The following is a 13,477-nucleotide window of genomic DNA, read 5'->3' on the forward strand; positions in this document are numbered from 1 at the left end:
GTCCACATCGTCAATCACTCCAAAACATCAAAGATGCTTTGACCTGAAAGTTGCTATAAAGTTTTTAAACCGTTACTTAGCTGCGTTGCAGGCCCACCTTGCCGTCCTGCACGGTGAAGCTGGCCAATGTCGCGATGCCGGATGTGTTGTCGCGTACATTTTCCAGGCCCTGGAACAGAGCCGTGCTTTTTTCTGGCGTGATCTCCAGCAACATATAGCCGCGCTTGTCGCTGCGTCCGTAGCGGATGTGCGGGTTCATCGCCACGTACTGGTCGGTGCGCGCCTGCGGGCGGGAACTCGACGTGATCGAAGTGCCGCAAAACTCGGTCGCCAGCACGGGATTATCCTTGCCGGCGGGCCGCATGGCGTTGCGGCTCAGTTCCGTCGCATAAAAAGTGTGCACGTCGCCCGACAACACCAGCGGGTTGCTGGCCTTGCTGCTGCGCAAGGCGTCGAGCAGATGCTGGCGCGCCATGGGATAGCCGTCCCAGCCATCAGTCCAGACGCGCTCGTCGCCGGGCCGCACGATGGGTACCTGACTCGATTGCGCCATCAGGGTTTGCTGGGCGAGGATATTCCAGCGCGCCGGGGAATCATCGAGACCGGTTTGCAGCCAGCGCTGCTGTTCCTCGCCCAGCATCGTGCGGTCGGGCTTGAGCAAGTCGGGACAGTTGCGCGTGGTGACGGAATTGGAGCCGCCACGGCCCGGTTTGGCGCAGGCGTGGTAGGCGCGGTATTGCCGGTCGTCCAGCACGTGGAAGCGTGCCAACCGGCCCCAGTCGTAGCGCTGGTAGATGCGCATGTCGACAAAGCCGCGCCGCCCCAGCGGCAGCAGGCGCAGCGGCATGTGCTCATAAAACGCCTGGTAGGCGGCCGCGCGGCGCTGCAGGAAGGTGGGCGTGAGCAACTCGTCGCGGTCGTTGCCGTAGTCGTTGGCCACTTCATGGTCGTCCCAGGTGACGATCCACGGCGCGGCCAGGTGCGCGCCCTGCAAGTCGCGGTCGCTCTTGTATTGCGCGTAGCGGGCGCGGTACTCGTCCAAGGTAAAACTTTCATGCGTGCGCACGGCCCGGTCCGGGTGCTGCAGCTGGTACGGCCCCCACTCATAAATGTAATCGCCGAGGAAGGCCACGAGGTCGGGCGCCGCCGCCGCGATGTGCCGGTGCGCCCCATACGCGCCGAATTCCCAGTGCTGGCACGAGGCGACGGCCAGTTTCAGCGAGGCAGGCATGGAGGCGGGTTCGGGCGCCGTGCGCGTGCGGCCCACGGGGCTGACGGCGTCGCCCAGCATGAAGCGGTACCAGTACCAGCGTCCGGGCGCCAGACCGCCCGCGTCGACGTGCACGCTGTGCGCGAGGGCGGGCATGGCCGTCGCTTGCCCCTTGGCGGCGATGCGCCGGAAAGCCTCGTCTTCGGCCACTTCCCAGCGCACGTTCAGGGCGATGGCGGGCGTGGCGGCTGCGTGCAGCGGGTCGTAGCAGATGCGCGTCCACAGCACGACGGCGTCGGGCAAGGGCGAGCCGGAAGCGACGCCGAGCGCAAACGGATAAGCCGTGCCGTTCAGGCGCGTGGCGGCGCCGGCGCTGGAACCGGACAGCACAGTGCCGGCCGCGGCCAGCGCCGTGATGCGCGCAGCGCTCAGCAAGAAGATGCGGCGCTGGCTATCCATGGTGTGGAATGATTACGACAATCAAGACGCCAATAAGGTCTCGATCGGCGGCACCTTGCGCGGCTTGCGGTCGGAGTCCGTCGCCACGTAGATCAGGGTCGCTTCCGTGACTTTCACGATGCAGGCCTGCAGGCGGTTGCGCTCGGCATACACCTCGACATTGACGGTGATCGAGGTATTGCCCACCTTGACGATGTCGGCGTAGAAGGACAGAAGATCGCCGACGAAGACGGGATTTTTGAAGACAAAGGAATTGACGGCGATGGTGGCGACACGGCCGTTGGCGCGCCGCGTGGCCGGCAGGGAGCCGGCGATATCGACTTGCGCCATGATCCAGCCGCCGAAGACGTCGCCGTACACATTGGCGTCGGACGGCGCGGGCATCATGCGCAATTCCGGCATTTTTCCGGCGGGCAGGCCGGAGGCGAGGCAGTTGTCGGGACGGTCTGGGGAGGTGCTCATCTTTTATTCTCATGAAAGGCTACAATTGCTGCGATTGAACCATAAAAAGCCGACCTTCGCCATGCGCCGTTCCCAGACTCCCCCTCCGCCCCGCTCGCCAGCTTCCGCCAGCCACAGCGATTTCGCCACCATCAAGACCTTGCTGCCCTACCTGTGGGTCTACAAATGGCGAGTATTGCTGGCGCTGCTATGCCTGGTCGGCGCCAAGCTCGCCAACGTGGGCGTGCCCCTGATCCTGAAAAAACTCGTCGACGCCATGACGATCACGGCCGCGCATCCGCAAGCGCTGCTGGTGTTGCCCGTGGGCTTGCTGGTGGCGTACGGCTTGCTGCGCCTGTCGACCACCTTGTTTACGGAACTGCGCGAATTCCTGTTCGCCCGGGTCACGCAGCGGGCCGTGCGCACCATCGCCCTGCAAGTGTTCCGCCACCTGCATGCGCTGTCCCTGCGTTTCCATTTGAACCGCCAGACGGGCGGCATGACGCGCGATATCGAACGGGGTACGCGCAGCGTCGGCTCGCTCATTTCCTACACCCTGTTCAACATCCTGCCGACCCTGGTGGAAATCACCCTCGTGCTCGGCTATCTGGTCTTGCATTACGACATCTGGTTCACCGTGATCACGGCGGTGGCGCTCGTGTCGTACATCGCGTTCACCGTGCTGGTGACGAACTGGCGCACGCATTTCCGCCGCACCATGAACGACCTCGACTCGAAGGCGAATACCAAGGCCATCGATTCGCTGATCAACTATGAAACCGTAAAATATTTCGGCAACGAGGATTACGAAGCGAAGCGCTATGACGAAGGCTTGCAGCGCTACGAATCGGCCGCCGTGAAATCGCAGACCTCGCTATCCCTGCTCAATACCGGGCAGTCCTTGATCATCGCCACGGCCGTCACCTTGATTTTGTGGCGCGCCACCGTGGGCGTGATCGCCGGCACGATGACCCTGGGCGACCTGGTGCTGGTGAATGCCTTCATGATCCAGCTGTACATTCCCCTCAATTTCCTCGGCGTCATTTACCGCGAAATCAAGCAAAGCCTGGCCGACATGGAGCGATTGTTTTCCCTGCTGAACGAGAACCGCGAAATCGCCGATACGCCGGACGCCAAGCCGCTCGTCACGCGGGGTGCGGCCGTGCGTTTCGAGCACGTGAATTTCAGCTATGAAGCCAAGCGGCAAATCCTGTTCGACGTGGATTTCCAGATCCCCGCCGGCACGACGACAGCCGTGGTGGGCCACAGCGGCTCGGGCAAGTCGACCTTGTCGCGTTTGCTGTTCCGCTTCTATGAAGTCGATGGCGGCGGCATCACCATCGATGGCCAGGACCTGCGCAATATCACGCAGGATTCCCTGCGCGCGGCCATCGGCATCGTGCCGCAGGATACGGTGCTGTTCAACGACACCATCGAATACAACATTGCCTACGGCAAGCCGGGCGCCAGCAAGGAAGCCATCGTGGCGGCAGCCAAAGCTGCATCGATCCATGATTTTATTGAAAGCTTGCCAGATGGTTACAGCTCCATGGTGGGCGAGCGGGGCTTAAAACTGTCGGGCGGCGAAAAGCAGCGCGTGGCGATTGCCCGCACCCTGCTGAAAGACCCGGCCATCCTGATCTTCGATGAAGCCACTTCGGCACTCGACTCCAAGGCCGAACAGGCGATCCAGTCGCAGCTGAAGGAGATTGCCAAAAACCGCACCACTTTGGTCATTGCGCATCGTCTGTCGACGGTGGCCGATGCCCAGCAAATCCTCGTGCTCGACCATGGCCGCATCGTCGAGCGGGGCACGCATCCGCAATTGCTGGCGGCGGATGGCCTGTATGCGCAGATGTGGCAACGCCAGCAGGCGAATAGGGACGATGAGGCGGAAGAGGACGAGTTGGCGGGGTTGGCACCGGCAAAATAAATCAGGAATGGGAAATCAGTAGGAAAAATGCTACAGCCGCGCCGATTCAGGCGCGCGTATAGCGCCTATTTGAGGGCAATCGCAGAAAACGGCTGGTCCGGCGCTGAAAATGAAATAAAATTAATTCCATTGGTGGCGTCTGCACCACAGTTGTTTCGTTCGGAATCGATTCCGTTTGTCCGCCCAGGAGAATTTATGAAATTGACCAAAATCATCGCCACGCTGCTCAGCGTCGGTGTCATCAGCAGCATGTCGCCAGTCCAGGCTCAGGAATTGACCGGCACCTTGGCCAAGATCAAGAAAGCCGGTTCCGTCACCCTCGGCGTGCGCGACGGCTCCGTGCCCTTCTCCTATCTCGATGACAAGCAGCAATACCAGGGTTATTCGATCGACCTGTGCATGAAAGTCGTCACGGCCCTGCAGAAACACCTGGGCATGAGCGAACTGAAAGTGGTGATGAGCCCCGTCACTTCGGCCAACCGCATCCCGCTGATGGCCAACGGCACCATCGACCTCGAATGCGGCTCGACGACGAACAATCTGGAGCGCCAGCAGCAGGTGGCGTTCGCCCCCACCATGTTCGTCATCGGCAACCGCGTGCTGTCGAAAAAATCCTCGAACATCAAGACCCTGGAAGACTTGCGCGGCAAGACCCTGGTCGCCACGGCCGGCACGTCGACCATCAAGCAGATGACGATTTTGAACAAGGAAAAGAACCTGGGCATGACGATTGCCGTCGGCAAGGATCATCCCGAGTCGTTCCTGATGCTGGAAACGGGTCGCGCGGTGGCCGAAGCCAACGACGACATCTTGCTGGCGTCGCAGGTGGCCAACTCGAAGAACCCGAACGACTACGAAATCACCAAGGAAGCGCTGTCTGTCGAACCGTACGGCATCATGCTGCGCAAGGGCGATCCGGCCTTCAAGAAAGTGGTCGACGATGCGCTGATCCGCCTGTACAAGAGCGACGACATCAACCGCATTTATGCGAAATGGTTTACCTCGCCGATCCCGCCGAAAAACATCAACCTGAAATTCCCGATGCCGCCGCAACTGAAGGCCGTGTTTGCCAATCCGACCGACTCCGGTGACCCGGCCGCATATGCGGCCGTACCGGAAGCGCAGAAGACTTCGGACAAACGGAAAAAGTAAAGATTGCGTAACAAACCGGGAGGCGCAAGCCTCCCGATTTATTTGCGGGACGGGTGGCCGGCTGGCCGCTGTCCTTGGGCTGCATGCGAAGGATGATCATGAATTACAACTGGAATTGGCGCATCTTCTGGGAGATTTCTCCCGATGGCGTGGGCACGTATATGGACACCTTGTGGTCTGGCCTGGTCTGGACCCTGGCCACGGCCGGTGCGGCATGGATCATGGCATTGATATTGGGCCTGGTGGTCGGCACCATCCGCACCCTGCCGAATAAATGGCTGGTGGGCGTAGCCAATGCCTACGTTGAATTGTTCCGCAACGTGCCGCTGCTGGTGCAAATGTTCCTCTGGTATTTCGTCATGCCGGAATTGCTGCCGCCGGACCTGGGCGCCTGGGTCAAGTCGCTGCCGAATGCACCATTCGTCACGGCCGTGCTGTGCCTGGGATTCTTTACCTCCTCGCGCGTGGCCGTGCAGGTGACGACGGGCATCGAGGCGCTGCCGCGCGGGCAGAAACTGGCCGGCACGGCACTGGGCCTGACCCTGCCGCAAACCTACCGTTTCATTTTGCTGCCGATGGCCGCGCGCGTCATCCTGCCGCCGCTGACCAGCGAATTTTTGAACATCATCAAGAACAGTTCCGTGGCGCTGACCATCGGCCTGATCGAACTGACGGCCAGCGCGCGCGCCATCCAGGAGTTTTCCTTCCAAGTGTTCGAGGCGTTTTCGGCCGCCACCATCATCTACGTCGTCGTCAACCTGCTGGTCGTGGTGCTGATGCACCTGATCGAGAAAAAGGTCGCCATCCCCGGCTTCATCGTCGCCGGCGCCAAGACGGGAGGACACTGATATGTTCGGTAATTTCGATTTCGACGTCATCTCTCGCTCGTGGGTCTATCTGTTCCAGACCGGCATGGTGTTTACCCTGAAACTGACGGCGCTGGCCATGGTGGGCGGCATCGTGCTGGGCACCTTGCTGGCGCTGATGCGCCTGTCCAGCAACCGCATCATCTCCGGCGTGGCGTCGAGCTACGTCAACCTGATACGCTCGATCCCGCTGGTGCTGGTGATCTTCTGGTTCTACTTCCTGGTGCCGTATATCGCCGCCTGGGTCATCGGCGCCAACGAGCCCGTGAAAGTGGGCGCGTTTTCTTCCGCGCTGATCACCTTCATCATGTTCGAGGCGGCCTATTATTGCGAGATCATGCGCAGCGGCATACAGTCGATTCCCCGCGGCCAGGTGTGGGCGGGCCAGGCGCTGGGCATGAACTACCGGCAAACCATGGGCAGCATCGTGCTGCCGCAAGCGTTCCGCAACATGATTCCCGTGCTGCTGACGCAGACCATCGTGCTGTTCCAGGACGTGTCGCTCGTGTACGTGCTGTCGATTCCCGATTTCGTCGGCGCCGCCTCGAAAATCGCGCAGCGCGACGGCCGCCTGGTGGAAATGTACGTGTTTGTCGCCGTCGTGTATTTCGTGCTGTGCTATGCCTTGTCGTTCCTGGTAAAACGCCTGCAGAAACGCGTCGCCATCATTCGCTAACCGTAAAAGAAAGAACAAGATGATTGAACTCAATAACGTCAGCAAATGGTATGGCCAGTTCCAGGTACTGACCGACTGCACCACCAACGTCGCCAAGGGTGACGTGATGGTCATTTGCGGCCCGTCCGGCTCCGGCAAGTCGACCCTGATCAAGACCGTCAACGGCCTGGAACCGATCCAGCAGGGGCGGATCATCGTCGACGGCATCACCGTCAACGATCCGAAAACGAATCTGTCGAAACTGCGCGCGCGCATCGGCATGGTGTTCCAGAATTTTGAGCTGTTCCCGCATCTGTCGATCCGCGAAAACCTGACCATCGGCCAGATCAAGGTGCTGGGCCGCAGCGCCGACGAAGCCAATGCCAAGGGCTTGAAATACCTGGACCGCGTGGGCCTGCTGTCGCAGCAGGACAAGTTCCCCGGCCAGCTGTCGGGCGGCCAGCAGCAGCGCGTGGCCATCGCCCGCGCACTGTCGATGGACCCGATCGCCATGCTGTTTGACGAGCCGACATCGGCGCTCGATCCGGAGATGATCAACGAAGTGCTCGACGTGATGGTGGGCCTGGCGCAGGAAGGCATGACGATGATGGTCGTCACGCACGAAATGGGTTTTGCCCGGCGCGTGGCGAACCGCATCGTCTTCATGGACCAGGGCAAGATCATCGAGGATTGCAGCAAGGATGACTTCTTCAACACGACGCGCTCGGACCGCGCGCGCGATTTCCTCGCCAAGATCATCCATTAACCTGCCATCACCTTGAAGTTGAGTACGCATGCCTGACATGAAACACATCGCCGGCGCCATGCTGGCGCTGGGCCTGCTGGCCCATGCCCACGCGGCCGACAAGATCGCCGTCGACATCGCCCTGCGCGACGCCACCCTGATCGACGTGGCCGGTGGCCTCGCCGTCAAGGGCAAGACCGTGCTGCTCAAGGGCGACAGCATCGTCGCCGTCGTCGATGACGCGCAGCTGCGCAGCTACGCGCCGAAGCGGACCATCCGCCTGCCCGGCAAATATCTGATGCCGGGTCTGTGGGACACGCACGTGCATTTCGGCGGCGGCCCGGAACTGATCGACGAGAACAAGCAGCTGCTGCCTTTGTACCTGGCACACGGCATCACCGCGGTGCGCGACTGTTCGGGCGACTTGCCCGACACGGTGCTGGCATGGCGCCGGCAGATCAACGCAGGCCAGCTGGAAGGTCCGACGATCTTTACCTCTGGCGCCAAGCTCGAAGGCCTCAAGCCGCTGTGGAAGGGCACCATTGAAGTGGGCACGCCGCAGGAAGTGACGCGCGCGCTGGACGGCCTGCAGGCGCAGCAAGTGGACTTCGTGAAGATCACGGAAAACACCCTGAAGCCGGAGCTGTACCTGGAAGCCTTGCGCCAGGCGCGCGAACGGGGCATGCGCACCTCGGGCCATATCCCCGTGCAGCTCACGTTGGAGCAGATGGCCGATGCGGGCCTGGGCACGATCGAACATCAATCCTACCTGCTGCGCGCCACCACGCCGCGCGAACAGGAGCTGACGGACAAGGTGGCCGCCGGCACGATGACGGGCAAGGAGGCCATGCGCGAAAGCCTGCAAAGCTACGACGAGCCGACGGCGCGCAAGGCCTTCAGCTACCTGGCCGCGCGCGGCACGGCCATCGTGCCTACCCTGTGGGGTTCGCGCGTGACGGCGTATCTGGACCGCGAAGACCACACGCACGATCCTGCCCTGCAGTACATCGGCAAGGGCTTGCGCGCCACCTACGACTGGCGCGTGCAGCGCGCCGCCAAGGATGGCCCGGATGCGATCGCCCGGCGCCACGCGCAGTTCGAGCAATCGGCACAGCTGCTGCCCATTTTGCAGCAGCAGGGCGTGAGCATCATCGCCGGCACCGATGCGGGCTTCTTGAATTCTTTCGACTACCCGGGCCAGGCCCTGCACGATGAAATCGGCCTGTATGTGCAGTATGGCCTGACGCCGCAGCAAGCCTTGCAGTCGGCCGTCATCAACGGCCCCCGCTTCCTGGGCAAGCTGGAGCGCTACGGCAGCGTGGCGGCCGGCAAGGCGGCCGACCTGCTGGTGCTCGACGCGAACCCGCTGCAGGACATCGGCGCCACGCGCCGGATCCGCCTGGTGGTCAGCCGTGGCCAGGTATACGACCGCGCCAAGCTGGACCGGATGCTGGCCGAGATCCGCGCCTGGGTGGCGCAGCAGGAGACGGCGCCGGCCAAGTCCTGATGCTCTTCGTTCTTTTTTAGTAAAGACAAAGACGGCCGGTTGATACCGGCCGTTTTGCCGTCTGCCAGCCAGCATACGCGGGTTCTCCCGGCCGGCGGGACGGTCCCGCGGCTGGTAAAATGGCGCTATTCGCAATGACCGCCTGAGAGCAGCCGCCATGTCCACACTCGATCACACCCCAGCCGCCGTTCCATCCTCCATCACCATCACCCGTCCAGACGACTGGCATTTGCACCTGCGCGACGGCGCCGTCATGGCCAGCGTGCTGCCGCACAGCGCGCGCCAGTTCGGCCGCGCCATCGTCATGCCGAACCTCAAACCCCCGGTCACCACCACGGCCGATGCCAGCGCCTACCGCGAGCGCATCCTGGCCGCCGTGCCGGAAGGCGTGAACTTCGATCCGCTGATGGTGCTGTACCTGACGAACAACACCTCGCCCGACGAAATCCGCCGCGCGCAGGACAGCGGCATCGTGCAGGCCGTGAAACTGTATCCGGCCGGCGCCACCACGAATTCCGACCTGGGCGTGACGGATTTGAAGAATTGCTACAAGGTGCTCGAAGTGATGCAGGAAGTGGGCATGCCCTTTCTCGTGCACGGCGAAGTGACGGATCCGGAAATCGACATTTTCGACCGCGAAGCCGTCTTCATCGAGCGCGTGATGCGCCCGCTGCGCAGCGCCTTCCCGGCACTGTCCGTCGTGTTCGAACACATCACCACCAAGGATGCGGCGCAGTACGTGGCCGAAGCGGAAGGCCCGATCGCCGCCACCATCACCGCGCACCATCTGCTGTACAACCGCAACGAGATTTTCAAGGGCGGCATCCGCCCCCATTACTACTGCCTGCCCATCCTCAAGCGCGAAGAGCACCGCCTGGCGCTGATGACGGCGGCCGCCAGCGGCGACGAGCGCTTCTTCCTCGGCACAGATTCGGCGCCGCACGCGCAAGGCGCCAAGGAAATGGCTTGCGGCTGCGCCGGTTGCTACACGGCCCTGCACGCGATGGAAATGTATGCCGAAGCGTTCGAACGGGCCGGCGCGCTCGACAAGCTGGAAGCGTTCGCCAGCTTCCACGGCCCGGCCTTCTACGGCGTGCCGCGCAACACGGACACCATCACCCTGCGTCGCGAAAGCTGGACCTTGCCGGCCTCGCTGCCGCTGGGCGACAGCCATGTGATTCCGCTCAACGCGGGCGAACAGATCAACTGGAAAATGGTCTAAGCGTTCATGCTGCCATCGATAGACTGGACCCGCCCCTGGTTTGCCACGGTGCTGCCGGCGCGACGGCAGCTGGACCTGCAGCGCGACACGGTGATCGCGGCGCTGAACGGACGGGCGCGGGCGCTGGACTTGCGCAATCCCACCGGCTTGCCGCTGGCCTTCGTGCCGCAAGCGGACCTGCCCGAAGGCGTGGCCTACGAGGAGTTCATCGGCGCCACGGGTGGCGTGCCCACGCGCGACAATCTGCACGACTTTTTCAATGCGCTCGTGTGGCTCACTTTCCCGCGCATCAAGCGGCAATTGAATGCGCTGCAGGCGGCGCAGATCGCCCTGTCCGGCGTGGGAAAATCGCGCGGTCCGGCGCGCGACGGCGCGACGATTTTTGACGAGAATTCCGCCTTGCTGGTGCTGCGCGACAGCGATGCCGGGCGCGCGCTGGAAACGGCACTGCGCGGGCACGACTGGCGCAGCGCATTTATCGCGCAGCGCGAGAAATTTGGCGCGGGCGGCGACGCCGAAGTCTGGCTGTTCGGCCACGCGCTGATGGAAAAACTGGTGGCGCCGCGCAAGGCCATTACGGCGCACACGCGCGTGATCTTTGCCGGCGACGCCTATTTCACGCTGGACGATGTCGCACGCCGCGCCTGGCTCGACGAGCGGGTGGCGCAAGACCTGGCGCAGCAAGGCCTCACGACGGCCGACTTCACGCCGCTGCCGGTGCTTGGTTTGCCCGGCTGGTGCGAAGGCCAGGACGACGATTTTTACAATGACGCGGCGGTGTTCCGCCCGAAGCGCAAGGCAGCAGGCGCAGAAAGAGAGTAGAACATGGAGCATACCGTCCGCTGGGGCATCCTCGGCACTGGCAAGATCGCCCGCGCGATGGCCAATGGCTTGCGCGATGCACCCGGCGCGCAGCTGGCGGCGGTCGCCTCGCGCAGCAGCGCCGGCGCGCAAGCCTTCGGTACCGAATTCGGCATCGAGCGCTGCCACGGCTCCTACCAGGCGCTGGCGGACGATCCTGGTGTGGACGTGATCTACATCGCTACGCCGCACACCCTGCATGCGGAAAATGCCCTGATGTGCCTGGCCGCGGGCAAGCACGTCGTGTGCGAAAAGCCGTTCACGATGAACGCGCGCGAAGCGCAGGCCGTGGTCGATATGGCGCGCGAGAAAAAACTGTTCTTGATGGAAGCCATGTGGAGCCGCTTTCTGCCCGCCGTGCAGGAAGCCAAACGCATCATCGCCAGCGGCGAAATCGGCGTGCTGCGGCAGGTGCAGGCCGATATCGGCTTCGTTGCCCATTTCCCGCCCGAGCACCGCATCTTCAATCCCGAACTCGGCGGCGGCGCGCTGCTCGACGTGGGTATTTATCCGCTGTCGATGGCGGCCTTCTTCCTCGGCCCGGTATCGCAGGTGCAGGCGCTGGCCGAGATGGGCGCCACCGGCGTCGATGAACAGGTGGTGTTTTCGCTGCTGCACGCGGGCGGCGGCACCTCGTCCTGTGCCTGCAGCCTGCGCGCGCAGACGCCGACGGAAATGACGATTTCCGGCAGCCTGGGCCGCATCCGCCTGCCCAGCCGTTTTTACAAGCCCGACCACCTGATCTTCGAAGCGATGGATGGCGCACGCCGCGTCGTCGCCGCACCGCACCTGGGCAACGGCTACGCGCACGAGGCCATCGAAGCGATGCGCTGCATCCGCGCCAGCCTGCTGGAAAGCCCCGTCATGCCGCACGCCGACAGCGTGGCGCTGATGCAGAACCTCGACACCATGCGCGGCCAGATCGGCCTCGTCTACCAAGCCGACCAGGCGAGAACAGGAACCCCATGACATCGCACGCATCGCGTCCCAGCCTGAAAACCGTCCTCATCGCCAGCGGCGTCGTGCTGACCCTCGCGATGGGCGTGCGCCACGGCCTGGGCTTCTGGATGCAGCCGATCTCGCAAGCGAACGGCTGGACGCGCGAAACGTATTCGCTGGCGCTGGCCATGCAAAACCTGATGTGGGGCGTCTTCGGCCCGTTCGCCGGCATGGCGGCAGACCGTTTCGGCACCATGCGCGTCGTCATCGTCGGCGCCATCAGCTACATGGCCGGCCTCGTGTGGATGGCGCTCGTGACGCAGCCCACGCTGTTCATCGTCGGTTCCGGCATCTTCATCGGTCTGGCGCTGGCCTGCACGGCCTTTGGCGCCATCAGCGGCATCATCGGCCGCAGCGCGCCGCCCGAGCAGCGCTCGTGGGCCTTCGGCATCTCGTCGGCGGCCGGCTCGTTCGGCCAGTTCCTGATGATGCCGGTGGAGCAGCAGCTGATCTCCGCCGTGGGCTGGCAGAACGCCTTTTATGTGCTCGCCGCGCTGGTGCTGCTGGCGATGATCCCGATGGCCTTCTACCTGCGCGAGCCGCCCGTCTCGCACGCCAGCGGCCCGCAGCAAAGCATCGGTGCCGCCTTCAGCGAAGCCATCGCCAGCCGTTCGTTCTGGCTGCTGCTGGCCGGCTATTTTGTGTGCGGTTTCCAGCTGGTCTTTATCGGCGTGCACTTGCCGGCCTACCTGAAGGACCAGGGCCTGATGAACCCGAACATCGCCGTCACGGCGCTGGCCCTGATCGGCCTGTTCAACATCGTCGGCTCCTACTACGCAGGCAAACTCGGTGGCAAGATCGCCAAGCGCTACCTGCTGTCTGCCATCTACGTGACGCGCGCCGTGGTCATCACCGTGTTCCTGCTGGCGCCATTGTCGGCATGGTCCGTGTACCTGTTCGCCGCCGGCATGGGCGTGCTGTGGCTGTCGACCGTGCCGCTGACGAACGGCATCATCGCCGGCATCTTCGGCGTCAAGCATTTGTCGATGCTGGCCGGGATGGTGTTCTTCTCGCACCAGGTGGGCAGTTTCCTCGGCGCGTGGCTGGGCGGCTACCTGTACGAGCACCAGGGCAGTTACCACGTCGTGTGGATGATCACCATTGGCCTTGGTCTGCTGGCCGCGCTGATCAACCTGCCCATCGACGAGCGCGCCGTCAAGCGCGTGGCGGTGGCCGCGTAATGGCCAGCTGGCGCACGTGGCTATGGCGCCTTGCCGGTGCCGCGCTGCTGGCTCTTGTCTTCCTCGCCTATCTGCGCCCCGACTTCATGCTCGACCTGGCGAACCGCTTCTGGATGTGCATGTAGGCTGCGCGGGCGCAATGTAGTTTGCGAAAAGTCGGATTACGCTACGCTAATCCGACCTACCCGGCCTGCCGCCGCGCATATCGCGTAGGTCGGATTAGGCCGAAGGCCGTAATCCGACAAC

13 protein-coding genes are annotated in these 13,477 nt (G+C 63.1%); 11 read left to right on the top strand and 2 right to left on the bottom strand.

Annotated elements, in window-relative coordinates:
* Positions 1 to 76: 76 nt before the first annotated feature.
* Positions 77 to 1,669 (bottom strand): alkaline phosphatase, encoded by a 1,593-nt coding sequence (locus tag IGS60_RS00005; protein WP_230501653.1) that lies wholly within the window; start codon positions 1,667 to 1,669, stop codon positions 77 to 79.
* Positions 1,670 to 1,690: 21 nt separating this feature from the next.
* The gene (locus IGS60_RS00010) at positions 1,691 to 2,056 is read right to left on the bottom strand and encodes an acyl-CoA thioesterase (RefSeq protein WP_226939493.1); all 366 of its coding nucleotides are present in this window, start codon (positions 2,054 to 2,056) and stop codon (positions 1,691 to 1,693) included.
* 136 nt (positions 2,057 to 2,192) lie between these two features.
* On the opposite strand from IGS60_RS00010, the gene IGS60_RS00015 reads away from it, so the two are divergent.
* The 11 genes from IGS60_RS00015 to IGS60_RS28300 all read left to right on the top strand — a co-directional run bounded on the left by IGS60_RS00015 (position 2,193) and on the right by IGS60_RS28300 (position 13,356).
* Positions 2,193 to 4,043, top strand: a complete 1,851-nt coding sequence (locus tag IGS60_RS00015) for an ABC transporter ATP-binding protein/permease (RefSeq protein WP_230501655.1) — start codon at positions 2,193 to 2,195, stop codon at positions 4,041 to 4,043.
* Between the two features lie 195 nt (positions 4,044 to 4,238).
* Complete coding sequence (locus IGS60_RS00020) at positions 4,239 to 5,195, top strand: amino acid ABC transporter substrate-binding protein (RefSeq protein ID WP_070220709.1); 957 nt, start codon at positions 4,239 to 4,241, stop codon at positions 5,193 to 5,195.
* 98 nt (positions 5,196 to 5,293) lie between these two features.
* Positions 5,294 to 6,043 carry an amino acid ABC transporter permease gene (locus IGS60_RS00025; protein WP_121671239.1) on the top strand — a complete coding sequence of 250 codons (750 nt, stop codon included), beginning with the start codon at positions 5,294 to 5,296 and terminating at the stop codon, positions 6,041 to 6,043.
* Between the two features lies 1 nt (position 6,044).
* Complete coding sequence (locus IGS60_RS00030) at positions 6,045 to 6,737, top strand: amino acid ABC transporter permease (protein WP_230501656.1); 693 nt, start codon at positions 6,045 to 6,047, stop codon at positions 6,735 to 6,737.
* Between the two features lie 19 nt (positions 6,738 to 6,756).
* Positions 6,757 to 7,482: an amino acid ABC transporter ATP-binding protein gene (locus IGS60_RS00035; RefSeq protein WP_070220705.1), complete on the top strand. Its 726-nt coding sequence runs from the start codon at positions 6,757 to 6,759 to the stop codon at positions 7,480 to 7,482.
* 28 nt (positions 7,483 to 7,510) lie between these two features.
* Positions 7,511 to 8,968: an amidohydrolase family protein gene (locus IGS60_RS00040; RefSeq protein ID WP_230501658.1), complete on the top strand. Its 1,458-nt coding sequence runs from the start codon at positions 7,511 to 7,513 to the stop codon at positions 8,966 to 8,968.
* A gap of 157 nt (positions 8,969 to 9,125) precedes the next feature.
* A complete protein-coding gene (pyrC, locus tag IGS60_RS00045) occupies positions 9,126 to 10,190 on the top strand; it encodes a dihydroorotase (RefSeq protein ID WP_121670645.1) in 1,065 nt (354 codons plus the stop codon).
* Positions 10,191 to 10,196: 6 nt separating this feature from the next.
* Positions 10,197 to 11,012 carry a DUF3025 domain-containing protein gene (locus tag IGS60_RS00050; RefSeq protein WP_070290805.1) on the top strand — a complete coding sequence of 272 codons (816 nt, stop codon included), beginning with the start codon at positions 10,197 to 10,199 and terminating at the stop codon, positions 11,010 to 11,012.
* Positions 11,013 to 11,015: 3 nt separating this feature from the next.
* Complete coding sequence (locus IGS60_RS00055) at positions 11,016 to 12,020, top strand: Gfo/Idh/MocA family protein (RefSeq protein ID WP_230501660.1); 1,005 nt, start codon at positions 11,016 to 11,018, stop codon at positions 12,018 to 12,020.
* Positions 12,017 to 13,231: an MFS transporter gene (locus tag IGS60_RS00060; RefSeq protein ID WP_070220695.1), complete on the top strand. Its 1,215-nt coding sequence runs from the start codon at positions 12,017 to 12,019 to the stop codon at positions 13,229 to 13,231. The genes IGS60_RS00055 and IGS60_RS00060 overlap by 4 nt, the downstream gene beginning before the upstream one ends.
* The gene (locus IGS60_RS28300; RefSeq protein ID WP_255206293.1) at positions 13,231 to 13,356 is read left to right on the top strand and encodes a hypothetical protein; all 126 of its coding nucleotides are present in this window, start codon (positions 13,231 to 13,233) and stop codon (positions 13,354 to 13,356) included. The genes IGS60_RS00060 and IGS60_RS28300 overlap by 1 nt, the downstream gene beginning before the upstream one ends.
* Positions 13,357 to 13,477 lie beyond the last annotated feature (121 nt).

Source organism: Janthinobacterium sp. FW305-128 (assembly GCF_020858135.1).
Lineage (GTDB): Bacteria > Pseudomonadota > Gammaproteobacteria > Burkholderiales > Burkholderiaceae_D > Janthinobacterium.